The sequence below is a fragment of the Bacillus sp. PAMC28748 genome, assembly GCF_014250415.1.
Taxonomy (GTDB): Bacteria; Bacillota; Bacilli; order Bacillales; family Bacillaceae; genus Bacillus; species Bacillus licheniformis.
The window spans coordinates 2,505,445-2,528,170 of record NZ_CP060192.1 but is presented as its reverse complement, the minus strand read 5'-3'; the positions used below and the strand labels follow the sequence as shown (position 1 = coordinate 2,528,170).

General features: G+C 47.1%; 24 protein-coding genes, 1 pseudogene and 1 riboswitch. Of the genes and pseudogenes, 9 read left to right on the top strand and 16 right to left on the bottom strand.

The annotated features are described in order from the left end of the window. Positions 1-4 precede the first annotated feature (4 nt). The 5 genes from thiS to H7F26_RS12835 form a co-directional block, all read right to left on the bottom strand. Positions 5-208 carry a sulfur carrier protein ThiS gene (gene thiS / locus H7F26_RS12855; RefSeq protein ID WP_003180678.1) on the bottom strand — a complete coding sequence of 68 codons (204 nt, stop codon included), beginning with the start codon at positions 206-208 and terminating at the stop codon, positions 5-7. Continuing rightward, a complete protein-coding gene (thiO, locus tag H7F26_RS12850) occupies positions 205-1,314 on the bottom strand; it encodes a glycine oxidase ThiO (protein WP_003180677.1) in 1,110 nt (369 codons plus the stop codon). The genes thiS and thiO overlap by 4 nt, the downstream gene beginning before the upstream one ends. After that, entirely contained in the window at positions 1,298-1,909 is a 612-nt protein-coding gene (tenI, locus tag H7F26_RS12845; protein WP_003180673.1) for a thiazole tautomerase TenI, read from the bottom strand. The genes thiO and tenI overlap by 17 nt, the downstream gene beginning before the upstream one ends. Next, positions 1,884-2,585: a thiaminase II gene (tenA, locus tag H7F26_RS12840; protein ID WP_003180672.1), complete on the bottom strand. Its 702-nt coding sequence runs from the start codon at positions 2,583-2,585 to the stop codon at positions 1,884-1,886. The genes tenI and tenA overlap by 26 nt, the downstream gene beginning before the upstream one ends. A gap of 83 nt (positions 2,586-2,668) precedes the next feature. Further along, a riboswitch (TPP riboswitch) is annotated at positions 2,669-2,777 on the bottom strand. Between the two features lie 59 nt (positions 2,778-2,836). Further along, entirely contained in the window at positions 2,837-4,681 is a 1,845-nt protein-coding gene (locus H7F26_RS12835; protein ID WP_003180670.1) for a monovalent cation:proton antiporter family protein, read from the bottom strand. 272 nt (positions 4,682-4,953) lie between these two features. Between H7F26_RS12835 and prpE the strand changes: the two genes are divergently transcribed. Then, positions 4,954-5,694, top strand: coding sequence for a bis(5'-nucleosyl)-tetraphosphatase PrpE (prpE, locus tag H7F26_RS12830; RefSeq protein WP_003180667.1), 741 nt, complete (start codon positions 4,954-4,956; stop codon positions 5,692-5,694). 15 nt (positions 5,695-5,709) lie between these two features. Here prpE and H7F26_RS12825 read toward each other — a convergent pair whose 3' ends face one another. The 4 genes from H7F26_RS12825 to H7F26_RS12810 are packed head-to-tail and all read right to left on the bottom strand — an operon-like array spanning position 5,710 to position 8,462. Next, positions 5,710-6,585, bottom strand: a complete 876-nt coding sequence (locus H7F26_RS12825; RefSeq protein WP_011197775.1) for an RluA family pseudouridine synthase — start codon at positions 6,583-6,585, stop codon at positions 5,710-5,712. 26 nt (positions 6,586-6,611) lie between these two features. After that, on the bottom strand, positions 6,612-7,412 hold the full coding sequence (locus tag H7F26_RS12820) for an NAD kinase (protein ID WP_025805638.1): 801 nt from the start codon (positions 7,410-7,412) through the stop codon (positions 6,612-6,614). Between the two features lie 17 nt (positions 7,413-7,429). Beyond that, positions 7,430-8,065 (bottom strand): GTP diphosphokinase, encoded by a 636-nt coding sequence (locus tag H7F26_RS12815; RefSeq protein WP_009328818.1) that lies wholly within the window; start codon positions 8,063-8,065, stop codon positions 7,430-7,432. Positions 8,066-8,096: 31 nt separating this feature from the next. Continuing rightward, entirely contained in the window at positions 8,097-8,462 is a 366-nt protein-coding gene (locus H7F26_RS12810; RefSeq protein ID WP_009328819.1) for a UPF0738 family protein, read from the bottom strand. Positions 8,463-8,592: 130 nt separating this feature from the next. Between H7F26_RS12810 and H7F26_RS12805 the strand changes: the two genes are divergently transcribed. The 5 genes from H7F26_RS12805 (at position 8,593) to H7F26_RS21990 (ending at position 11,989) form a co-directional block, all read left to right on the top strand. Then, the gene (locus H7F26_RS12805; RefSeq protein WP_009328820.1) at positions 8,593-9,165 is read left to right on the top strand and encodes a CYTH domain-containing protein; all 573 of its coding nucleotides are present in this window, start codon (positions 8,593-8,595) and stop codon (positions 9,163-9,165) included. A gap of 12 nt (positions 9,166-9,177) precedes the next feature. Next, positions 9,178-9,831, top strand: coding sequence for a lytic transglycosylase domain-containing protein (locus tag H7F26_RS12800; RefSeq protein WP_009328821.1), 654 nt, complete (start codon positions 9,178-9,180; stop codon positions 9,829-9,831). Positions 9,832-10,112: 281 nt separating this feature from the next. Continuing rightward, positions 10,113-10,511: a globin domain-containing protein gene (locus H7F26_RS12795; protein WP_003180652.1), complete on the top strand. Its 399-nt coding sequence runs from the start codon at positions 10,113-10,115 to the stop codon at positions 10,509-10,511. Further along, positions 10,508-11,410 (top strand): protease adaptor protein SpxH, encoded by a 903-nt coding sequence (gene spxH / locus H7F26_RS12790; protein WP_009328822.1) that lies wholly within the window; start codon positions 10,508-10,510, stop codon positions 11,408-11,410. Before H7F26_RS12795 ends, spxH begins: the two co-directional genes overlap by 4 nt. Positions 11,411-11,821: 411 nt before the next feature. Continuing rightward, the gene (locus H7F26_RS21990; protein WP_009328823.1) at positions 11,822-11,989 is read left to right on the top strand and encodes a hypothetical protein; all 168 of its coding nucleotides are present in this window, start codon (positions 11,822-11,824) and stop codon (positions 11,987-11,989) included. Between the two features lie 56 nt (positions 11,990-12,045). On the opposite strand, the gene pepF is transcribed toward H7F26_RS21990, so the two are convergent. Beyond that, a complete protein-coding gene (pepF, locus tag H7F26_RS12785) occupies positions 12,046-13,875 on the bottom strand; it encodes an oligoendopeptidase F (protein ID WP_282334326.1) in 1,830 nt (609 codons plus the stop codon). Between the two features lie 212 nt (positions 13,876-14,087). Beyond that, positions 14,088-15,236, bottom strand: a complete 1,149-nt coding sequence (locus H7F26_RS12780) for a competence protein CoiA family protein (RefSeq protein WP_017474218.1) — start codon at positions 15,234-15,236, stop codon at positions 14,088-14,090. Positions 15,237-15,353: 117 nt separating this feature from the next. On the opposite strand from H7F26_RS12780, the gene H7F26_RS12775 reads away from it, so the two are divergent. Further along, a complete protein-coding gene (locus H7F26_RS12775; RefSeq protein ID WP_017474219.1) occupies positions 15,354-16,949 on the top strand; it encodes an ATP-binding protein in 1,596 nt (531 codons plus the stop codon). Positions 16,950-16,971: 22 nt separating this feature from the next. Beyond that, positions 16,972-17,688, top strand: coding sequence for a response regulator (locus H7F26_RS12770; protein WP_009328827.1), 717 nt, complete (start codon positions 16,972-16,974; stop codon positions 17,686-17,688). 19 nt (positions 17,689-17,707) lie between these two features. Here H7F26_RS12770 and H7F26_RS12765 read toward each other — a convergent pair whose 3' ends face one another. From H7F26_RS12765 to H7F26_RS12745, 5 genes and pseudogenes are all read right to left on the bottom strand, one after another. After that, positions 17,708-19,210, bottom strand: a complete 1,503-nt coding sequence (locus tag H7F26_RS12765; protein ID WP_017474220.1) for a tripartite tricarboxylate transporter permease — start codon at positions 19,208-19,210, stop codon at positions 17,708-17,710. A gap of 22 nt (positions 19,211-19,232) precedes the next feature. Continuing rightward, positions 19,233-19,688: a tripartite tricarboxylate transporter TctB family protein gene (locus H7F26_RS12760; protein ID WP_009328829.1), complete on the bottom strand. Its 456-nt coding sequence runs from the start codon at positions 19,686-19,688 to the stop codon at positions 19,233-19,235. A 102-nt stretch (positions 19,689-19,790) separates the two neighbouring features. Then, positions 19,791-20,807 (bottom strand): tripartite tricarboxylate transporter substrate binding protein, encoded by a 1,017-nt coding sequence (locus tag H7F26_RS12755; RefSeq protein WP_011197770.1) that lies wholly within the window; start codon positions 20,805-20,807, stop codon positions 19,791-19,793. A 158-nt stretch (positions 20,808-20,965) separates the two neighbouring features. Continuing rightward, positions 20,966-21,604, bottom strand: a complete 639-nt coding sequence (mecA, locus tag H7F26_RS12750) for an adaptor protein MecA (protein WP_009328831.1) — start codon at positions 21,602-21,604, stop codon at positions 20,966-20,968. Further along, a pseudogene (locus H7F26_RS12745) lies at positions 21,586-21,714 on the bottom strand (hypothetical protein). Before H7F26_RS12745 ends, mecA begins: the two are co-directional and overlap by 19 nt. Before the next feature lie 175 nt (positions 21,715-21,889). Between H7F26_RS12745 and H7F26_RS12740 the strand changes: the two are divergent. Beyond that, positions 21,890-22,552 carry a TerC family protein gene (locus H7F26_RS12740; protein ID WP_009328832.1) on the top strand — a complete coding sequence of 221 codons (663 nt, stop codon included), beginning with the start codon at positions 21,890-21,892 and terminating at the stop codon, positions 22,550-22,552. Positions 22,553-22,726 lie beyond the last annotated feature (174 nt).

Below are 22,726 nucleotides of genomic sequence, written 5' to 3'. Positions count from 1 at the left end.
CGGTTTATCCCCCTCCGACAAAATGAACGATTTCGATGACATCGTGTTCTTCCAGTTTGACTGATTGATATTGGTCTTTTCCGATAATCTGCCTGTTTTTTTCAACAACGACAACACGATTTTCCAGATTGTAGGACTCGAGCAAATCGTAAATCGTGCCGCCGTCGTCTCTCCACTCTATTTTCCGGCCGTTGAGCTGAATGTTCACCTGTGCACAGCCTCCTTTCGCTCCGCTTTAAACGCCTCGATCCACTCTGTTTTGACCGGATTGCCGAGGATCATGTCTGCCATCATCTCACCGGTTGCAGGTGCCAGGAGGATGCCGTTTCTGAAATGTCCGGCAGCAAACAAAATCCGGTCATTTTCAGGATGTCTTCCGATATACGGATTGCCATCCCCTGTTTCGGGACGCAACCCGGCCCAGCATTGGTCGATTTTCATGGATTCAATCCCAGGGAGCATCGACTTGGCTTTTCGGATCAACTCCTCGATTCCGCCAAGTTCCGGCTGCTCATTCCAGTCCCCGGGCTTCATCGTCGCGCCGACGACAAGCCTTCCGCTATGGCGCGGAACGATGTAGCAATGATCATGGTAAAGCGTTCTCGTCAAAGAGATGCCGTCATTCCATACGGACAGGCACTCCCCTTTGACGGGGTAAAACCTTTTGTCTAAGCCGATTTGTTTAAACAAAGCTCCGCTCCACACGCCGCTTGCAATGACAGCGTGCTCCGCCTCCGCTGTGCCGGAAGCGGACGTGACGCGGACGGCCCCCGCTTCGGATTCTATCGATAAAACGGGCGTATACTCGAAGACATCTGCACCGAGCATCCGGGCTCCCCTGGCAAATGCCCTGCACACTGCAGCCGGTTCGACATGGACGTCGTCCCTGATAAAATTGGCGCCGAGAATTCCTTTTCCGGCATTCGGTTCTAATTTATATACTTCATCAGCTTCAAGCCATTCCACAGAATCCAGTGCACCCATTTGCATCAGGTGTTCGCGGTCGCTTTCTGAAAATGCCAGCTTTAATATCCCTCCGTCATGCCTTCTGATATCAATGCCGCTTATGTCTTTCAATTCCCCCGTCAGGCGCTTATAGGCTTTTTGACTGGCTCTGGCAAATTCGAAAAAGGTACCGGGTTTATCGCATTCCGCATGGGCGCCGAGCATGCCCGCAGCCGCGCTCGTCGCTTTTTTGCCGACTTCCCCGCTTTCAAACACGGCCGTTTTTTTCCCCGCTTTCGCAAGATGATAAGCGATGGAAGTCCCGATGATGCCTCCGCCGATCACGATCGTATCATAGCGCTTTCTCATATGAATCTCCCTTCGCGAGACTGGCAAGCCGCGCGGCCGCCTCATTCGGTCTGTCATGGGAAAAGATCCCCGACATCACGGCGATGCCGTCTGCCATTTTGACTTCCGCCAGACGTTGTTCGGTAATCCCTCCGATCGCAATGACCGGAATGCGGACAGCCGCCTTCACTTCTGCCAAGCTCAGAGCTCCTCTTCCTTTCCGGCCCTTTTTACAGTCCGTTTCAAAAATGTGGCCGAACAGCACGTAATCTGCACCTTCAGTTTCAGCCTGCACCGCTTCTTCAGGTGAATGTACGGACTTTCCGATTTTCAAATGCGGAAAACGGCTTCTTACACTTTTGACGGAAAAGCCGTGTGAAGGCAGCTGAACCCGGTGAATATGATGAAACAAAGCAATATCCACCCTGTCGTTGATGATGAGCTTTCGCTTATCAACGCCTTCTTCGGCCAGGCGATCGATCAAACTTGATATTTCGCTTACTTTTTTTGACCTTTCCCTGATGTGGATAAAGTCAACGGCATCGTGAATCGAGATGATTTTTGCTGAAAGCTCTTCCACGGAGTGCTTGTCATCGGTGATCGCGTGCAGATGCAAGCTGATCCACCCCGCTTTTTGACCAGCTTTCTTTTTGATAGGCCATATCCCAGAACCGGTATTCGTAGAAGCTGGAGATGACGAAATTCTCCTTCATCTTCGCGCGCGTTTTCTCATCGGCGTTTTCAGCCAGCTCATCGAAGCGGTTGATCTGTTCCGTTACAGATTTTTTAAACCAGTCTCCTCCGTATGTCGCGATCCATTCCTGATAAATCGCGTTGTCAGGCCTGCACGTTTTCAGCGTTTCGCCGACGTCATAATAGAGCCAATAGCAAGGAAGCAAAGCAGCGAGTATTTCCGCAAAACTGCCGCTGACGACAGAACGGTACAAATGCGATGTGTACGCATACGCTGTCGGCGACGGCTGAAACGACTCCAGCTCTTCCTTTGTGATGCCCAATAGATCGGTGAATTTCCTGTGGAGCGACATCTCGGCTTCATATGTCCCTTTCGCGTGTTCGGCCATCCGGCTTGTCGTATATAGATCGTGAGCATATGCCGCTCCAAAGGATTGGACTTTGGCAAAGTGGGTCAAATAGTAGGAATCCTGCATGACATAGTATTTAAATCGGTCAACCGGAAGTGTGCCGTCTCCAATTCCTTGAATAAACGGATGGACAAAACTCCCTTCCCACCAAGTTGCAGCGCTGTTTCGGCATTCTTCTGAAAACTTCATTTCAAGGCTCCTCCTTCGATTCTGAACATAAAAAAACCACTTTCCCGCAAGGAAAGTGGTTTGGAATTTGCATATATACATACTCAAATACCGTGCCACTTCCCTACGCAGGTTTGAACCTGTTCAGGTTATGAGGGTCTAAAAGTCAAACTTTTATCTCAGCCCTTATCAAGGACTCCCCTAGTGGAAAACATTTCTTGTTCATTCAGTTTATACTTTAATCTTATCACGAATTGCAAAATGGTCAAGCATCAGTCTCCAAGCGTTTTTTTCAATTCCGCAATATATTCGCGCGAACCGGTGGCGATCAGCCTGTCACCCATTTGCAGCCTTGTATCCCCATGGGGCACGATGCTGTCAACCCCGCGGAAAATCCGGACGAAGATGACATCTCCCGTAAACGGAAACTCCCTTAACAGGACGCCGTCAAATCGCTCATTGCTCATATTGATCTGATACAGCGACGCATCCTGGTTCGTCAAAAGTTTCATAACGCCAGGCGCCTCGATAAGCGCGCGCAGCAGCGTTTTCGTGGAAAGCAGAATGGAGAATGTATCAATTCCGTTTTCTTTCAGCCTCGATTCGGCGTCTGGGGAATCTGCGCTGGCGATAATTCTCGCGACTTTCTGCTCCTTCGCATAAAGGGCGATCCCTGTATTGCGCTCTTCGCTGCCTGTCGCCACGACGAGTATATCCGTTTGGAAAACGCCGAATGATTGAAGCGTTTCGTATTCATAATCTGGCAAAACTTCAACGTCAAACACCGGATCCGCCAGCTTTTCTTCCTTCTTTTCCTGCCGGACATGCAGGATTCTGACGTGATAATCTTCTGGAGAAAGTTCAAGCGTGACCGGCAGCGTCATTTGATTCGCGCCGATAAAGGTGATCGTCTTTTTCTCTTTTTCGCTTTCCGTTTTCGGCATTAATTTTTTAAAGCCGGTCGGTGTGATGATGCATGTAATGACAGCCACCAAAATCAGCGCGCCGGACATCTGCGCGTCAATGATGCCGATGCGCTCGCCGATCGTTGTCGCCGCGATCACCAGAGAAAGCGTGGAAGTCAGGAGAAAACCGGAAGCCAGCACGGTTTTCATGTCATACCACTTTTTCAAAAACAGCACCGGAACGACTTTGCTGATTAACAGAGCCACAAACAGAAGCGGGATCATCACTAAAATTTTCGGATTGCCAAACAGCGACCAAATGTCCAATTTGACGCCTGTCATGACAAAGAAGATCGGGATGAGGAACCCGTAGCCGAATGAATCAAGCTGCTGAACGAGCTCTTTGTTCGGCGAAAGCAGCGAAACAAGCACCCCGGCTAAAAACGCGCCGAGAATGTTTTCTGCACCGAGCGACTCGGAAAGCGCCACGAGTACGATGATCAGCGTAAATATCGCCCTTGTGCCGATCTGGATCGTGCCTTTTGACAGCACTTCGACAAAAGGCCGCTTTTTAAATACCCTGCCGAAAATGTATAAAACAACGCCGGCGGCAAATAAAATCATCAGCAGCCACATATTGCTGTTTTCGTCTCCGTAGATTGAGGCGAACACCGCAAGCAGTATCATCGTGACAAGATCGGCAATCACGGCGACAAGCAAAATAATCTGGCCGATATTCGTCTTCATGAGCCGCTCTTCCTTCAGCGTCGGAACGACAACCCCAAGCGAAATTGTTGAAATGATCAGCGTCATTAAAAAGGCGTTGTCAATAAATCCTGCCATGACAAAGCTGTAGGAGAGGCCGAGCGATAGTATAAAGACGGCAATAAAGATGACGGAAGCCGTTTTAAACGTATTCGGCGCTTCCTTTCCGCTCGGAAGCAGCTGCTTTTTCTTACCTTTTTCAAATACGGAAAAATCGATTTCAAGCCCGCTTAAAAACATTAAAAAGATAAATCCGAGCATCGATAAAGTTTCGAGCCAAGTATCGTGCTGGGCAACCAGATCGAACCCGCTTTTTCCGATAATAAGACCCATGATGATTTCAGCGACAACCACCGGTATGCTTAACCTGAAACGGTGCAGCAGGATGGGTGTTAAAAATGCGATAATCAGTACGACAACTAAAGATGAGACAGATGTGTGCTCCATAAACTGGTACCTCCTCTAAAACCGGTTTCCGGGTATGATTAGCGTTCCCTTTTTTAAAAATAAAAGGGGCATATTTTTGACATTTTCATGTGGGAAAAGAACCGTCGAAACTCTTTTCCCACAGGTGTAAAAATTGATTTTAACAATGCTCGCTCAGAAAAAAAAGTAATATGCCTGATTTTCTCCGGAGAAAGTTGCAGAAGCTTGATTTATACGGCTTGGGGCAATGTATATACATATGAAAAACAAACGGACTGGAGGCGAAAAAACGCATGAAATACGATGTTATCGGTGATATTCACGGGTGCTATGACGAAATGATTGCGCTGATTGAAAAACTCGGCTACTCGCTGACATCAGGAGTTCCCGTTCATCCGGAGAACAGAACACTTGTCTTTCTCGGGGATTTAACTGACAGAGGGCCAAAATCGCTGGAGGTCGTTGAATTTGTAGGACGGGCCGTTGAAGATGGAGCTGTGCGATATGTGCCCGGCAATCATTGCAACAAGCTGTACCGTTTTTTCAAGGGAAATCCGGTGAAGCTGCAGCACGGGCTGGAAACGACGGCGGCCGAATACAGAAACCTTCCGAAACAAAAACAGAAGGATATCAGAGACCTTTTCATGCGCCTTTACGAAAAGGCTCCGCTTTACGAGATCCTGCATAACGGCGAACTTGTCGTTGCACATGCCGGCATCAAAGCGGAAGACATCGGCAAAAAGCCTGTCGGAAAAGTAAAACAGTTTGTGCTCTACGGAGATATTACAGGGGAAACGCTGCCAGACGGACGGCCAGTGAGACGGGACTGGGCCGCTCATTACAGAGGCGAGCCGTGGGTTGTATACGGCCATACTCCCGTCAAAAACCCGAGGATGATTCATCATACAATTAATATCGATACCGGTTGTGTATTCGGCAACAGGCTGACCGCTTTCAGATTCCCGGAACTGACAACCGAATCTGTTCCCTCCTCTTTGCCTTATGATGAGTCTAGATTCCGCATGGAGCCATAAAAATAGAGAGCCTATTCAGCTCTCTATCAACTGTCTCATATCATTCGGCACCGGCGCTTGGAACGTCAGCTCTTCCATTGTGAACGGATGAAAAAATGTCAGCCTCTCACTGTGGAGCGCCTGCCGATTGATGAAGCCGCGGGTTCCCCCGTACAGCGTATCACCGCACAAGGGATATCCGATATGACTCATATGGACGCGGATCTGATGGGTTCGCCCGGTTTCCAGACGGATAGAGACATCCGTCATGCCGCTGAAACGCCTGTTCACCCAAAAATGCGTCACTGCTTTTTGCCCGTCCGGGATTACCGCCCGCTCGATGATGCTCGATGATTTTCTCCCGATCGGCGCATCGATCGTTCCCTGCTCTTCCGCGATCAAACCGTGGACGACCGCTCGATATTGCCGTTTGACGGCTCCCTTTTTTTGCAGCCCCGATAAAAGCGAGTGGGCGAAGCGGTGCTTGGCAACAAGCATGACACCCGATGTATCGCGGTCAAGCCTGCTCACCAGGTGAACGGTCGCGTGTACGCCCGTCCGCTGGTAATAATGAATCAGACCGTTCGCCAGACTGCCTGATGGATGCTCACGCGAGGGAATCGACGAAATGCATGGCTGTTTATTTAAGACGAGGACATGGTCATCTTCGAACAAAATATGAAGCGGCACTTCTTCCGGTTGCAAAGATTCGCTCATTTTTTCCGGAGGAAACTGAATGACGAGCTCGTCCCCTTTTTGAAGAACGTATCTGACCGTTACATGCCCGCCGTTTACCAAAAGATCGCCGCCTCCGAATTTGATGTCCGTCAGCATCCTTTTTGAAATGCCCAGCCGCTGGACGTATTCTTTCAAAAGAACCCCGCTGTCCTCTTCTGTTATGATCTGTTTCATCAAAAAATCGCTCACAGCAAACCTTCCTATTCTCCTTTTCCGATAAAGGAATCCTGGACCCTTTTCCAAAACGGAAACGGCCGAAAGCGGGCAAACCTGATATTTTCGTTTGCGACGCGGCATTGAATCGACTTGACGTCTTTATGCAGCAATGTCAAGTGGTCAATCGCGACTTGAAACGTCACATCATTTATCGGTTTAATTAAACAAGTGTGATGCTCAGGCAGAATGAGCGGCGATCCGACCGTCCGAAACACCCGGTTGTTGATCGACGCCATTTCAGCCAGCTGGATCGCCCTGATGGACGGATGAATAATCGCACCGCCAAGCGCCTTGTTATATGCCGTACTTCCGGAAGGAGTCGACAGACAAAGGCCGTCGCCGCGGAACGTTTCAAAAAGTTCCCCTTTAATCTCGACATCCGTCACAAGCGTTCCTTCAATGCTCTTGATCGTACATTCGTTCAGCGCCAAATATCTCGCTTCATCGCTGCCGTCATTATAGCGGACGATGACTTCCAAAACCGGATATTCAACAATTTGATACGGCGTTTTCGCAATCGCGATCACGAGCTTTTCAATCTCACTCGGGACCCAGTCGGCATAAAAGCCGAGATGCCCGGTATGAACCCCGACAAAAGCCGTTTTGTCGAGGCGGCCGCTGTATTTGTGAAATGCGTATAAGAGCGTTCCGTCACCGCCGACGGAAATGACGATATCCGGCTCTTCTTCATCGCATTCGAGACCGAAGTCGAGCAGATACGTCTGAATTTTGCTTTTCAATGAATCAGAAACCGCATTTCCTTTGGACGATACCGCAAACTTCATCATTCCATCTCACTCCCCTAACCGTCATCCTCATCCTTTTTCTTGCGTGAAAACGCCGCCTGAGCCTCCTGAATCTCGCCCCTGATCTCAGACATTTCCATATCGAGCCTTGATGCTGCTTCCGAAGCTCTCTGAAGCCTTAATTTTACTTTTTCCGGAATGTTGCCGCTGTATTTATAATTTAAAGAATGCTCAATCGTCGCCCAAAAATTCATCGCCAGCGTCCGGATTTGAATTTCAACCAAAATCTGTTTTTCCCCGTTGATTGTCTGCAAAGGATACAGCACGACGAGATGGTAGGAGCGGTAGCCGCTCTCTTTATGTTCCGCGATATAGTCGCGCTTATCCACCACCGTGAAGTCCTTTCTCGCCAAAAGCATATCGACGACAATGCGAATATCCTCAAAAAATTGGCACATGATTCTGAGCCCGGCTATATCTTGCATGCTTTCAATGTTGTGCAGAGGAATGTTTTTTCGCTTGGCCTTCTCAAGAATACTCGGCACAGGCTTCACCCGCCCCGTCACGAATTCAATCGGCGAATGCTCTTCCTCGTATTCGTAAAGGGTCCGGATCCCTTTCAGCTTCACTTTCAGCTCTTCAACAGCCTGCCGGTACGGCGCTAAAAACTGCTCCCATTGTTTTTCATCCATAAACCTTCCCCCAATTTCATCGCCTTTTTTTCTAGAGGAATATCCGTTTCACTCTCTCTTCCATTTCTTCGCCATAATTTGCATTATCTTTAATATTCTCTATTAAATATCCGAGCTCATCATGGAACCCGTTAAGCTCCAGCTCCGTGTTTCCGATATGTAAAAACACAGGAAGACCGGCGTCAAGGGCCGCTTTAAGATCGGACCAGATGCCTTCGTTTAAAATGACGTATTCAAAGGATTCGTCCTGTTCAAGTATGTATACAAATGCAAAATGATCGGAGTCTGTCAGCATGCGTCCGGCCGGCTTCCGCTCCGCTCCGTCATTGATTTCGCTGGTCAACACCAGCCGGTCGTTTCGCAGATTGGCTTCTGTAATCTCAATTCTGTTCTGCATAATGCTCTCCTTTACAATAAAAGTACAGATTCATTTTATCATATCAGCTTCAATATTGATAAACGTTCCTTCTCAAGAGATAATAAGGAAAATGCAATTTTACGAGCTGAGAGGATGAAAAAATTAAAGAATGAGCCAGGAACTTGAAATCGAATTTAAAAATATGCTGACAAAAAAAGAATTTGAGAAAATCAAATCATATTATCAATTTTCCTCCGAGCAATTTGTTATACAAAAAAACCATTATTACGATACGCCTTCCTTCTCTTTAAAAGAAAAAGGAGCTGCCCTAAGAATTCGCGAAAAGCAGCAGCGATTTGTCCTGACATTAAAAGAACCGGCGCCTGTCGGACTGATGGAAACCCACCAGGAGCTGACCCGGAAGCCTGAAATCGAAACGTTCATGATTCCGCATGGGCCGGTATACGATCGTCTGAAGCGTCTCGGCATTGAAGCGGACGAGCTCATCCTTTTCGGAACGCTTGCGACAAGCCGTGCAGAAAAAAAATTGCCGCAGGGCTTAATTGTTTTGGATCACAGCCGATACTTAATGGTAGAAGACTTTGAAATCGAATTCGAAGTGACGGATTATGAACGCGGAAAACGGGATTTCTCTGAACTGCTGAAATCGTTCGGCATCCCTGAGCGTGAAACCAAAAACAAAATCGTCCGATTTTATGAGCAAAAACTTAAAGATCAATAAGGTGGGAAAACAATGAACATCAACCATTTGGCCGCTCTCTTGGAACTTCAGGCGATACGGTCGTTTTATCCGGCTTCAGACAGCGGTTCCGAAGATGCGGGTTTTGATTTCAGCTCGATTTTAAACCAATATTTAAGCAATGTCGGCGGCTTGGAGTCTTCACAGCCCGCGGTTGCTCCGACTGTGTCGACAGCGTCTCAGCTTCAGGCCCCGCTGGCAGCTGAAAAGCCTGAGGCAATTGCGGCCGTCCCATCTGCCGCAGCGAAACCCGTCTCTTTCGGCGGCCAAAATCAGAACATTGACCAGATCATCAAAAACGCCGCAGAAAAATACGGGGTCGATGAGAAACTGATTCATGCCGTCGTCAAGCAGGAATCACGCTATCAAGAGAAAGCGGTCAGCCCGGCCGGCGCCATGGGCCTGATGCAGCTCATGCCGTCCACGGCGAAGGCGCTCGGCGTGAATAACGCTTTTGACCCCGTTCAAAATATAGAAGGCGGAACAAAATACTTAAAGCAGATGCTCGATAAATACAGCGGAAATGTGAAGCTCGCATTAGCGGCATACAATGCCGGACCGGGAAATGTCCAAAAGTACGGAGGCATTCCCCCTTTTAAAGAAACGCAAAATTATGTAAAAAAAATCACCTCAAATTACTACGCTTAAGCCGGAAAGGACGCTTTCCGGCTTTTTTTCCTGCATTTACCTCCTCTTTCATCCTCCCGGTATTAAAAATACACATTTAAGAAGCGAATATGATATGATATTTGAAACAAAACAGCGATTTTCGCCCGCAGGCAGAAGTCGGTTTGTTTGTAGAAATGGAACGAGGTTGCTAAAATAAGTATATACAATCGTGAAATAATAAATGATGCACAAGATAAATATTTTTTTGCAATAGGAATCGGTATATTTTCCTATTAGCCATATTAAAAGGAGTAGTCAACATGGGACAATCGTTTAACGCACCTTATGAAGCGATTGGAGAAGAGCTTCTATCGCAACTTGTTGATACTTTTTATGAACGTGTAAAGCGGCATCCGCTGCTCTACCCGATTTTTCCGGACGACTTAACGGAAACGGCAAGAAAGCAGAAGCAATTTTTAACGCAATATTTAGGCGGTCCGCCGCTTTATACAGAAGAACACGGACACCCGATGCTGAGGGCGCGGCACCTGCCGTTTCCGATCACACCGGAACGGGCGGACGCATGGCTTTCGTGTATGAAAGAGGCAATGGATCATGTCGGTTTAAAGGGCGAAATCAGGGAATTTCTTTTTGAAAGGCTGACATTGACAGCCAGACATATGGTAAATCAGCCGAAAATGGAGGATGGTTCACATTGACACTCAATCAGCGTGACCAATTTTTCTCCCATTGCCACGGACATCCGCAAAAACCGATGGAAATTTATATGTTTGTCGACCCTTTATCTCCCGAATGCTGGGCATTGGAGCCGGCGATCAAAAAGTTGAAAATCCGCTACGGCCGCTTTTTCACACTAAGGATCATCGCCGCATGCAGCATTACAGCGCTGAACGTTCAGAAACGCAAAAAGCGCCGGCTCGCAGAGGCATGGGAAAAGATCGCATGCAGGTCGGGCATGTCTTGCGACGGAACGCTCCTGCACGACAAAGCACTCTCTGCACCTTACCTTGCCTCGCTCGCTTTGAAAGCAGCGGAACTGCAAGGCAGAAAAGCAGGGCTGCAGTTTTTGAGATGCATGCAGGAAAGCTTGTTTCTCAATCAGCAGGATATCACTGAAGAACAGGTGCTTTTAGCGATTGCAGAGCACACGCAGCTCGATTTGGAGGAATTCAAAAGGGATCTTCATTCGCAGAGCGCCGTGAAAGCCCTGCAATGCGATTTAAAAATCGCTGCCGAAATGGAAGTGGCATCTGTTCCGACTCTTACGTTTTTCAACAGCCTCCGCGAAGGAGAAGGCTTAAAGGTAACCGGAAATTATTCATATGAAATTTACGAAGAAGTATTGTTTGAAATGCTTGGCGATGAGCCGAAGCCTTCACAAACACCTCCGCTCGAACTTTTTATCGAATACTTTCAATTTGTAGCCGACAAAGAGATTGCCGTCGTTTACGACTGGACGCTTGAACAGGTGGAACGGGAAATGAAAAAGCTCGCGTTCGCCCGCAAAGTCGAAAGAGTGGAAGCGAAACACGGCATGTTCTGGCGCTATATAAATGAACATCACGATGCCGGTCCGCTCTATCAATGCGAAAAATAGCACGGGTTTCTCCCGTGTTTTTTATCGCACAAAAAACGAACACACGTTCCTCTTTAAAGCAGTAAGAAACCGCGCCGGGATAAGCGCGGTTTCTATTATGTCTTAACGACAACAAAGGGGATGGGAGAAATTTTTCACGGTCAAACAAAGGGGTAAATGTTTGTTTGTGATCAATTTCACATCTTTATAATATCAAATCATGTCGAGTTTTGACAACTGATTTCATTAGTTTTCACATTTTTGTCACAAAAACATAAATAATAGATGTCCATCATATGATCAAAGTAACAAAGAAAACGAGCCCGACGCACGCTGCCAAACCCCGAATTATGCGGACTGGCGCCCGGTTTTGCCGGTCTTATTGCGCTTCGTCGCCCCCTTAATATTTTATCAGTCCTTAGGAGGGTTTTTATGCTTCAGATCATTTTGGGACTTGCATCAATTTTATTTTTTTTCGTCTTGAATATTTTAGGTTTGATGAATATGCTACCCCTTTATATTACGTCTCCCCTATTATTTATATCAATCCTTTTTACGATCAGCCGCCTCAACCACCGCAAAACGTTTAAAGGTTTTTGACATCATCGCGAACAAGGCTGCCGGTAGACCGGCAGCCTCTTTCATGCATACGCCTTTTATGAATGATTGACTTTTTGCAGGAGTTCTTCCATTTCATTCAGCTGCTCTTCAAACTTTTTGCACGCAGCTTCGATCGGCTCTGAAGACGTCATATCGACGCCGGCTTTTTTCAGCACTTCAATCGGATAATCCGAGCTTCCAGCTTTCAAGAACTCAATATAGCGGTCAACAGCCGATTTGCCTTCTTTTAAAATCTGCTGGCTGAGCGCCTGAGCTGCACTGAAGCCTGTCGCATACTGATATACATAATAATTGTAATAGAAATGCGGAATTCTTGACCACTCAAGACCGATTTCCTTATCAATCTCAATATTGTCTCCGAAATATTTCTTATTCAAATCATAGTATATGCTCGTTAACAGCTCAGGTGTCAGCGGTTCCCCTTCCTGGGCTTTGACATGGATCTCATGTTCAAATTCGGCAAACATCGTCTGTCTGAAAACCGTTCCTTTAAAGCCTTCGAGCATATGATTCAAAATATAGAGCCGCTGTTTTTCATCTTCGATTGTATTCAGCAGGTATTCTCCCAACAGCGCTTCATTCGTCGTAGAAGCAACTTCGGCTACGAAAATGCTGTAGTTACCGTACGGGTAAGGCTGATATTTTCTCGTATAGTAGCTGTGCACGGAATGGCCGAATTCATGGACGAGCGTAAACAGATTGTTGACGTTGTCCTGCCAGTTCATCAAAATATACGGATTGGTTCCGTAAGTTCCTGAAGAATAGGCGCCGCTTCGTTTTCCTTTGTTTTCATACACATCGACCCAGCGGTTGTTCAATCCTTCTTTCAGGATGGATGAATATTCTTCCCCCAAAGGCGCCAGACCCTTCAGCATATAGTCCTTTGCCTGCTCGTAAGTGACTTTCATTCCAGAATCCTTGACCAGAGGGGTATACAGGTCATACATGTGCACTTCATCAAGCTCAAGCACTTTTTTTCTAATCTCAACATAGCGGTGAAGAAGCGGGAGATGCTTGTTGATCGTGCTGACAAGATTGTCGTAGACTTCTTCAGGAATGCTGTTGCGCGACAAGGCAGCTTCCCGCGCCGATTTATAATGTTTAACCTTCGCATAAAAGTTGTCTTTTTTCACAGCTCCGCTGAGCGTGGAAGCTAGCGTGTTTTTAAAGCGGCCGTATGTTTCATAAACGGCCTTGAATGCCGCGCGGCGGACATCGCGGTTCTCGCTTTCCAAAAAGGTGATATAATTGCCGTGTGTGAGCTGCACCTTTTCTCCGTTTTCATCGGTGATCTCCGGAAATTCCATATCGGCGTTATTCAGCATGCCGAATGTATTGGAAGGAGATGAAAGAACATCAGACGCTTCGGCCAAAATCCCTTCCTCTTCCTCGCTAAGCACATGAGGGCGCTCTTTATTGATTTCTTCGAGAGCGTGTGAGTAAAGCTTTAATTCCTCTTTTTCCAACAGGAACTGCTGAAGCTTTTCTTCCTGAATCGATAATATTTCCGGCACCATGTAGGCCGTGGCGCTCGCAGCCTGAGTATAGAGGTTCGCCGCTTTATCATTGAGACCTTGGTAAAAAGAATTTCCCGTATCCTGATCATAGCGCATATGAGCGTAAGTATACAGCTTCCCGAGACGCTCCATCACCTTATCCTGATAAGTCAGCGCTTCATATAAATCATCGGCGGAATGGCCGAGCTTGCCCTTGAATTCGGAAAGCTTGGGCAGCAGTTCTTTAACGGCTTGAAATTCCTCGTTCCAAGCGTCATCTGACGGGAAGATATCCTCCAGTCTCCACGTGTCTTCTTGCTTCACCTCTTCTCTTGAAGGCAGTTTCTTCGATTTTTTTTCTTCAGCCACTGTCAATCCCCTCGCTTTCTTTACTCCAAGTCCATTGTTATCCAATAAACTTGTATTGTGTTTATCTTCTGTTTTTTCACCGTCTTTTGTCAAATCATATGCGAAAAAAAAGACACAAAATCCCGCCGTTAAAAAATAAAATACATATCTTTTGATCTGAAACAGTCCGGACACCACCTTCCTTTCTTTAGATTGAACGAAAGGCTTGATAATCATTCGGAAAAATAATGTTCATCCCTTTTTAACAGCGCCTCTAACCGCGGCTCCGGAACAAAAGAACCCGCGGAATAATAAAATTCCTCTTTCCTCACCAAAAATCCTTTTTTATGCAAAAAACAAATGTATTCACCGACGGCATCCGCAGCCGTTTGCCGCCCGCTCCATCTCAGCTTCAGCCTTTTGCCCTTGATGAGCCAGTCCATATAGTGAAGCGCAGACTGCAGGCGAAATGTATCATGCTTCGTTATAAATAAAAAAAGGTACCCTTGCCATACATAAACCGGGTGGGCAAAAATATAGCCTGACAGCACCGGGAGAAAGGCTTCTGAGGGAAAAAACGGGAGCGGAAGCTGATGATTTTCATAAAAGAGGGCGGCAATCTGCTTCGTTTCTTTTGATAAAAAACGCACGGCCGACATCCGAAAGCTGAGGATGTTCTTTTTCCAGCCTTTGAGCTGGAGAGGCGAACGGCTTTCTCGTTCTGTTACATTACGCCAGCTTGCTTCAGCAAGAGGAAGAAAGCGCAAGGATGCGGATGTTTTGTTTGTTTGAAAGGGAATGAGGTGTTCGAGGATGATGAAAGCCTTTTGTTCGGGGCAAAAAAACAGGAGCTTTGGGGGCTTGTCGCTTTTCTGAATGAACTGCCAGTGAAACCGCGAAAGCTGAAATAAATCCCCCGTCAAGCGTTTTATCCGGTTTCCGCCGAGAATCCATACGGGCTCGATTCCCAGTCTGAGAAAGCCTTCGGTCCTTTTGCGATACGCTGCGGCATTGAGATTCGCACATTGAAATTCAACCGCAACCTGGCGGGTTCCGTGTTCCAGCAGCAAATCGGGCCTTTGTCTGATCTCTTGCAAATACGGTTCAAGCACCGGGCGGAGTCCTTGTCTGCCAAGCCATTCGTACAACAGCCGCTTTCCTTTCAGGTGATAGGGGCTCTCCGGTTCATGGGGCACCGGACATGCTGCATCCGGCTTATGAGCGAAATGCGGAAGCTTGACGGAACCGATTTTCAGGTCGAGTTCACACCGGCACACCGGGCAGTAAAATGCATGTCTTTTTCTCAATCGCTTGAGATCTTCGGCTTTGTATCCGTCGGCAAGGCAGATGGTCCCGCCTTGATCGATCATTGCACTGAACATATTATCTCTCCTTCCTGTTTGATCTAGTATTCAACATTGGCGGGAGCTTTCCTTTATTTGAAAACGCTTCAAATCCAGGCCGATTTTATATAAAGTAGTATTATAGAACTCGAAATTTTGAGAAAAGGAGTTTTTGACATCAAACGGAAGCTGACCACCAAGCTCACATTGCTGATTCTTACCCTGCTTTTGCTCTTGCTTTCTGTCATGAGCGGCCTCTATTTAATTATTTTAGAAAATTCTTTAAAAACACAAATCCAGGCCAGAGCGCTCGATATGGCGAAAACGCTCGCCCACATGCCTTCCGTTCAGAAAGCGTTTGAAACGGACGATCCGTCTCGAACCCTTCAGCCAATTGCAGAAAATGCGAGAAAACAGTCCGGTGCGCAATACATCGTGATCGGCTCGGCGGATGCGATTCGCTATGCTCATCCGGACCCTGGAAAAATCGGCAAACCAATGGTCGGCGGAGACAATCGGCGCGCCCTTGAAAAAGGTGAAGCATACGTTTCGGAAGCCGTCGGCACGCTTGGCCCGGCCATCAGGGGCAAAGCGCCGATCCATAATGAAAACGGCGAAATCGTCGGCATCATCTCAGTCGGTTTTTTAATAGAAAATATTCAGGACATCGTCTATCAATATCAGTCAAAATTCATATTTTTATTGGGATTTGTCGTGCTGATGGGGATTTTGGGAGCCGTCTATATTTCCCGCAATGTCAAAAAGTCCATTTTCGGCCTTGAGCCTTATGAAATTAATCAATTATATACTGAAAAGCAGGCGATTACAGAATCTGTGCACGAGGCCTTGATCGCCATCAATAAACATGAAGAAATCACGCTTTTGAATAGAAAAGCGTGTGAGCTGCTTCGTGTCGAAAGCGAAGATCAGTGGCTCGGCAAACCGATTTCCGAGCTTCTTCCGGATACGCTGCTCCCCGAAGTGCTGAAAACGAAAACGGCGCAAAAAGATCAGGAATTAACGATCGGAAACGAAGAATTAATCGTCAACAGAGTGCCGATTTTCGAAAACGAAAAAATCCGCGGCGCCGTTGCGAGCTTCAGGAGAAAGACGGATATTGACGAACTCTCCAAAAAGCTGGCGCAAACTTCGCATTACGCGGAAGGTCTGAGAGCCCAGACCCACGAATATTCAAACAAGCTGAATACAATCGCGGGACTGATTCAGCTGGAAAGCTATCCTGAAGCACTCGAGTTGATCCAAAAAGAGAATAAAAGCCATCAGGATATGCTGCAATTTCTCATCCATTCGATTCCAGATCCGCTTCTTTCCGGGTTGCTGCTGGGTAAGGTCAACCGTGCCAAAGAGCTGCACATCAACCTGGAAATTGATGAAAGCTCAAAATTGAACGCTTTGCCGGACGAAATGGATAAGGGAAAATTCATTACGATTTTAGGAAATTTGATTGAGAATGCCTTTGACGCCGTTTCCCACAAAAAAGACCGCAGCATCCTTGTCTTTTTGTCAGACGGTGCAGATCACATATTAATTGAAGTCGAAGACTCGGGAGACGGGATTCCCGAGGGGGAACAGGAGCGGATCTTTCAAAAGTTTTATTCGACAAAAACGGCAAACCACCGCGGCCTCGGCCTCTTTTTAGTTAAAGAAGCCGTCAATGCGTTAAACGGGCAAATTAAAGCGGACAAAAGCGACCTTGGCGGAGCATTGTTTACTGTCGTGATACCAAAATAGAGAAACGCTGGGGGACTGACCTATGAAAGCATTACAAGTATTTATCGTAGAGGATGACATCAGAAACGCTGACATCCACCAAAAACTGATCAGCAAAATTGATGGATTTTCTGTCATTGGAATCGCGGAAAATTTTCAAGATGCAAAAGATTTGCTTCCGGACGTGAAGCCCGACCTTGTCCTGCTCGACATTTTTCTGCCGGACGGCTCCGGCATGGAGCTTCTCTGGCTGATCAGACAAACGCTCAGGCATACAGACGTCATGATGATTACGGCGGCTAAGGAAGTCGAATATGTTGAACAGGCGATTCGCGCGGGAGCCGTCGATTATTTGATCAAGCCGATTATGTTTTCCAGGCTGAAAGAAACGCTGTTAAACTATCGGTCTTACCGGCTCAAAGTAAATGAAATGTCTTCAATCGACCAGACAGACGTTGACAGCCTGATGGCAAAAAGGCGGAGCATCACGAAAGAACAAATTGCTAAAGCCGATTATCCGAAAGGAATCGACGGACTGACGCTGAAAAAAGTAGCCGGCGTTTTAAACAAAAGCGAAAACAGCGATGGCATCACCGCCGAAAGCCTCGGGCGCACCATCGGTGTCAGCCGGACGACCGCAAGGCGCTATTTAGAATTTTTAGCTGCCGAAAAGCATGTAAAAACAGAACTTTACTATGGAACCGTCGGGCGGCCCGAACGGCGCTACAAGCCCGTAAAAAATGAAAGTCCGGAAACGTAGCGTTCCGGACATCGACAGCTTAGCCTTCCAAATCGATCGACTTTTTATTTCTGTTCTTCATTGCCCGGGAAATCGGCGGCACGATGAGAGACAATAGAGCCGTAATCAATAAACCGATTGTGACGGGACTTTCAAAAAACACGGACAGGCTTCCTGATGACAGTGTCATCGCTTGTCTGAACGACTCTTCCATCAAACTTCCGAGAATAAAAGCCAAAATAAACGGAGCCGCTGGAAAAGACAGCACTCTCATAAAATATCCGAGAATTCCGAAGAACACGAGAATATAAAGGTGTACGACATTAAATGTCACAGCGTAGACGCCGATCAGGCAGAAAACAAATATGAGCGAAATCAAAAGCTGCTTCGGAATCAGAAGAATTTTTGACAAGAAAGGAATTAACGGCAAATTTAAAATCAGCAGAAATAAATTGCCGATATACATGCTTGCGATCACGCCCCAGAACACGTCGGGATGATCCGTAAGCATGAGCGGCCCCGGCTGAACGCCGACGACCAAAAGTGCGCCGAGCAGGACGGCCGTTGTCCCTGATCCGGGAATCCCGAGTGTCAGGAGAGGTACGAATGCGCCGCTCGTTGCCGCATTGTTCGAAGTCTCAGGAGCTGCGACTCCTTTAATATTTCCCTTGCCAAACGTTTCGGGATGTTTTGAGATTCTTTTCTCCGTAATATAAGAAATAAATGATGCAATCGTCGCTCCTGCACCAGGCAGGATGCCGAGCAGAAATCCGATGACCGAATGCCTTGCGATCGGTCCCGAAATCTCTTTCATTTCGCTTTTCGTCACCTTCAGGCTGCCGACCTGAGACGCTCCCTCTGTCATCGGCTTGTTCCGCGTCTTGATTAAAAACGCAACTTCAGCAAGTGCAAACAAACCGAGCGCCACGATCAGAAAATCGATTCCTTCCAGAAGGCTTGCCGCACCGAATGTAAACCGTTCGGTCCCCGTCTGCGGATCAATCCCGATGGTAGCCGTCATAAAGCCCAATGTCGCAGAGTTCAGCGCTTTGACCGTCGATCCTTCGGAAAGGCTCGAAATTGCCACCAAGCCGAGCATCATCAATGCAAAATATTCTGTCGGCCCAAATGTCACCGCAATGTTTGCCATTGTCGGCGCGACGAGCATCAGCGCAACTACGGTGATCGTTCCGCCTGCAAAGGAGCAAATTGCAGCGATGGCAAGGGCTTTCCCCGCTTTCCCCTGCTTTGCCATCGGATAGCCGTCAAACGATGTCGCGACAGTGCCTGCCACTCCGGGGGCATTTAACAGAATCGATGATGTTGAACCGCCAAAGACCGCTCCGTAATAGACACCCGCCATCAAAATTAACGCGGAGGCCGGATCCATTCCATAGCTTAATGGGATCATAATGGCAATCGCGGTGATCGGCCCGAGCCCGGGCAGCATCCCAATAATCGTCCCGATCAGCACTCCGATAAAAGCGAACATGATATTCTGCGGAGTCAGCGCCACCTGAAACCCGTATAAAATACCTAACATTCACTTCCCTCCTTATGTTCGATTAAAAAGGCATAACCCCCTGCGGAAGCATGATGTTGAGTACATAATTGAATGAAAAATAAATTGTGCTGCTGAAAACCAGGGAAACGATCGCAGCAGTTTTCCAGTTCCGATATCCCAACACCGCGGGCAAAACGAGCAGCAGCATCACAGTAGATAGCAAAAATCCGATGAATTCTAAAACGGAAATGTAGATCAACAGAGAAACAACACAAAGCATCATGACCTTAACGTCTTTTTTCTGCAGCTGAAACAGCTTTTTCACCGTTGTATCCTTTTGATCTTTTTCAAAAAACAGAAATATGCCTAATATGAGAAGCAATATGCCTAAACTTTTCGGCAGCACATCCGCATCGATCACCGCGTACGGATAGCTGTCTAAATTAAAGCTGAGCGCCAGGTAAATGGCTGCTACAGCCAAAATGATGACAGAAACGGCCCGGTTTGTGATTCTCATGGTTTACACCAGCCTTTCTCGATTTCAGCATGCCGGTCGCGGGCTGTGCCGGGCGGGGCTTTTAGGCTCTGCGTACCGGCAACCCCGCGCGCGGAGACCGTTTTATTTGTCGCCCAATCCAATCTCATCAAGGAGCGCTTTCATTTCTTTATATTGAGTGTCAAGATAGTCCTTAAATTCTTGATGGCCCATAAAGTTATCCGTCCATCCATAGCTGTCCCGAATCGATTTCCAGCTGTCTTTTTCCATCATCTCTTTGATTTTTTCCTCATAATACTTTACGGCGGACTTACTCATTCCCGGAGGTCCCATAAATCCTCTCCAAACCGTAAATTCATCATCGATTCCCTGCTCTTTTAAAGTCGGGAAATCCTTGACGGTATCTCCTTTCATGCGTTCGGGAGCGGTGATGGCCAGCACTCTGACTTTTCCGGCTCGCGCTTGTTCGGCCGCTTCACCGACACCCGTCGAGTAGACGTCGGCTTTTTTGCCGAGCAGCATGCTCATCCCTGCGCCGTCTTGAGCCGTAATATATTTCAGCTTTTTCGCATCAACGCCCGCCTTTTGAACAGCGCTGACAAACTGCATGTGGTCCATGCTTCCAGGAGAAGACGTCCCTACAATAGAAGCTGCTTTCGGATCTTTTTTAAGCGCATCCACAAGGTCTGTCATCGACTGATAAGGCGAATCTTTATGAACGACAAACGCTCCGTAATCGGCAATCACGCTTGCAATCGGCGTAAAATCATTGTGGCCGTACTGGGATTGTCCGTTTAAAGGCACGAACAAAATCGGCGGTGATGTAACAAACAACGTATGATTATCGCCTTTTTTGCGGTGGACATACGACCATCCGGACGCTCCACCGCCGCCCGGTTTGTTGACGACAGCCATCTTTTCAATCAATTTTTCTTCACCCATGATTTTCGAGATCGTTCTGGCCGTTGTATCCCATCCCCCGCCGGCTCCGGCAGGCGCGACGACCTCGATTGCTTTCGAAGGCTTAAAGTCTTTTTCATTCGCGGCTTTATTTGAAGCCGTGTTTCCGCCGCATCCTCCCAAAATCAGCGCAAACACAAGTAAAATCGTAAAGCCGTAACATCTGCCCCTCTTTGTCATGTTGTGCTCCCCCTTTATTGTAATCGCTTTCATTATAGCTTCCTCGTCTTTTCCTGCACAGTTTAACTGCATAATATTCTTTTTGTTCATAAAGTTCACAAAAAAACCTTCCCCGTAACGGAGAAGGTTAAAGCCGGCTTCAAAGGAAACCGGCTTTTTTATGCAAAGTGCTTTTTTATTGTATGAAGAGCATGATCCGCTGCAATCAGTTTTCCATACTCTTTCAGCATATGAATCGTCATCTTTGATTCTGAAGCATATTCCAGCAGAATGCTCAGCTGGTTTTCCACCTCTTCATCAGGCAGTTCATTGAAATCCACGAATAAATAATAGCGGTTTTCATGAGAGTACAATGTCGTTTGGCAACCGCTGACAGACATTTTTGACAGTGAGATTAAATCCTCAAAATCGTCAAATTTTAAAACAAACTGCAGTTTCTGCTCTTCTGCCTGCTCTTCTTTTTGAAAGTCGTCAAGCAAAGCATCAAGGCTTTCTTCTGCTACATGCTGTTTTTTATCTTCAGGAATCGGCAGTTCCAGCTTTTGTCCGTCTTTGGACAACTGAGCTCTTGTCACAATGATTTCCAATCCCTTGTCAAGGGCCTGCACTTGAATCCAAAGGGGGCCTTCAACGGCAAACTCTTCTTCTTCGTGCACTTCGTCCATCATTTCCCAAAAAAGCTCTTCACTGCGTTCTCGATTGTACCAAATTTCTTCTCTGTCAAACCCGCGGTCTTCGATATCACCGTAGGAAATATAAAACTTAACCGTGTGTTCGTTTATTCTTTCGATTTCCATTTGCCAACCTTCCCTTCTTTGTAAGATGTTGAAGGGATAACTAAGCTCCCAATTAATTGTACTTTACTACACTTTACCCATTACGTCCACTTCTTAACCTTATCCCTGATCAATCTTTATTTTCTATTTTATGATAAAAAAGGCGGAAAAGAAATAAAAACGCCTCCAAGGTCAAGCTAACATATTTTCCGGCCCGCTTCATATATTAGTTGTACAAGCAGCAGCTATTAATGCGGGGGCCTTTTTAGCAAGTCCCGATGCAAAGGCAAAGCGAGGTGCCAGTGGATGGAACACGATATACTGATGTCGTTCCTTGTGATCATCGGAATCGATCTCATACTTGGCGGCGACAACGCTGTTGTGATTGCAATGGCAAGCCGTCATTTGCCTCCCCGGCAAAGGCAAAAAGCGATCATCATCGGCACATTGATCGCCATCATGATGAGAATCGCGCTAACCATGGCAGCAGTATACCTGCTCGCGGTTCCTTATCTGCAATTTATCGGAGGAATCTTCCTTTTGTACTTAGGATATCAGCTTCTGATTGAGAAAAAAGATGCCCAGCATGTCAAAGGCGGGACATCTTTATTTAAGGCGATCCGCATCATCGTGATTGCCGACTTGTTCATGTCCCTTGATAATGTGATTGCGGTCGCCGGAGCCTCACACGGACGCCTGATGCTTGTCGTTGTCGGCCTGATGGTCTCCGTTCCGGTCATCATTTGGGGCAGCAGGCTGATTCAAGCGGCTCTTGCCAAATTTCCGCTCTTAATATACGCAGGAAGCGGACTGCTGGCTTATACTGGCGGCGAAATGATCGTCAGGGAGCAGGAGTTGTCTTCCTTTATGGCGCAGCACAGCACCCTCGAAATGCTGCTGCCCGTCCTTACGGTTATTTTTGTGATTTTAGCCAGTATTTATTATGAACAGACGAGTGAAAAGCATTAAAAAAAGAAGGCTGAAAAATTCAGCCTTCTCAGCGTGCCGACAAACCCTCGCATTCGTTGTCAGGGCCTGCGCGTCGGTGCTCACGAATTCCAACATTCGCTGCGCTCCGATGCTCGGCCTTCCTAGACTGCAAAGGTTTTCGGATCACGCTGAATCAAAAGTTGACAAAATCTA

Coding starts and splice junctions, on each gene's coding strand:
- mecA (WP_009328831.1), bottom strand. CDS start 21,604: ATGGAAATCGAAAGAATAAACGAACACACGGTTAAGTTTTATATTTCC.
- H7F26_RS12765 (WP_017474220.1), bottom strand. CDS start 19,210: ATGTTAGGTATTTTATACGGGTTTCAGGTGGCGCTGACTCCGCAGAAT.
- H7F26_RS12810 (WP_009328819.1), bottom strand. CDS start 8,462: ATGCAGAACAGAATTGAGATTACAGAAGCCAATCTGCGAAACGACCGG.
- H7F26_RS12770 (WP_009328827.1), top strand. CDS start 16,972: ATGAAAGCATTACAAGTATTTATCGTAGAGGATGACATCAGAAACGCT.
- H7F26_RS12835 (WP_003180670.1), bottom strand. CDS start 4,681: ATGGAGCACACATCTGTCTCATCTTTAGTTGTCGTACTGATTATCGCA.
- H7F26_RS12805 (WP_009328820.1), top strand. CDS start 8,593: ATGAGCCAGGAACTTGAAATCGAATTTAAAAATATGCTGACAAAAAAA.
- H7F26_RS12820 (WP_025805638.1), bottom strand. CDS start 7,412: ATGAAGTTTGCGGTATCGTCCAAAGGAAATGCGGTTTCTGATTCATTG.
- H7F26_RS12800 (WP_009328821.1), top strand. CDS start 9,178: ATGAACATCAACCATTTGGCCGCTCTCTTGGAACTTCAGGCGATACGG.
- H7F26_RS12815 (WP_009328818.1), bottom strand. CDS start 8,065: ATGGATGAAAAACAATGGGAGCAGTTTTTAGCGCCGTACCGGCAGGCT.
- H7F26_RS21990 (WP_009328823.1), top strand. CDS start 11,822: ATGCTTCAGATCATTTTGGGACTTGCATCAATTTTATTTTTTTTCGTC.
- H7F26_RS12755 (WP_011197770.1), bottom strand. CDS start 20,807: ATGACAAAGAGGGGCAGATGTTACGGCTTTACGATTTTACTTGTGTTT.
- thiO (WP_003180677.1), bottom strand. CDS start 1,314: ATGAGAAAGCGCTATGATACGATCGTGATCGGCGGAGGCATCATCGGG.
- tenA (WP_003180672.1), bottom strand. CDS start 2,585: ATGAAGTTTTCAGAAGAATGCCGAAACAGCGCTGCAACTTGGTGGGAA.
- H7F26_RS12740 (WP_009328832.1), top strand. CDS start 21,890: ATGGAACACGATATACTGATGTCGTTCCTTGTGATCATCGGAATCGAT.
- H7F26_RS12760 (WP_009328829.1), bottom strand. CDS start 19,688: ATGAGAATCACAAACCGGGCCGTTTCTGTCATCATTTTGGCTGTAGCA.
- H7F26_RS12795 (WP_003180652.1), top strand. CDS start 10,113: ATGGGACAATCGTTTAACGCACCTTATGAAGCGATTGGAGAAGAGCTT.
- H7F26_RS12825 (WP_011197775.1), bottom strand. CDS start 6,585: ATGAAACAGATCATAACAGAAGAGGACAGCGGGGTTCTTTTGAAAGAA.
- prpE (WP_003180667.1), top strand. CDS start 4,954: ATGAAATACGATGTTATCGGTGATATTCACGGGTGCTATGACGAAATG.
- H7F26_RS12780 (WP_017474218.1), bottom strand. CDS start 15,236: ATGTTCAGTGCAATGATCGATCAAGGCGGGACCATCTGCCTTGCCGAC.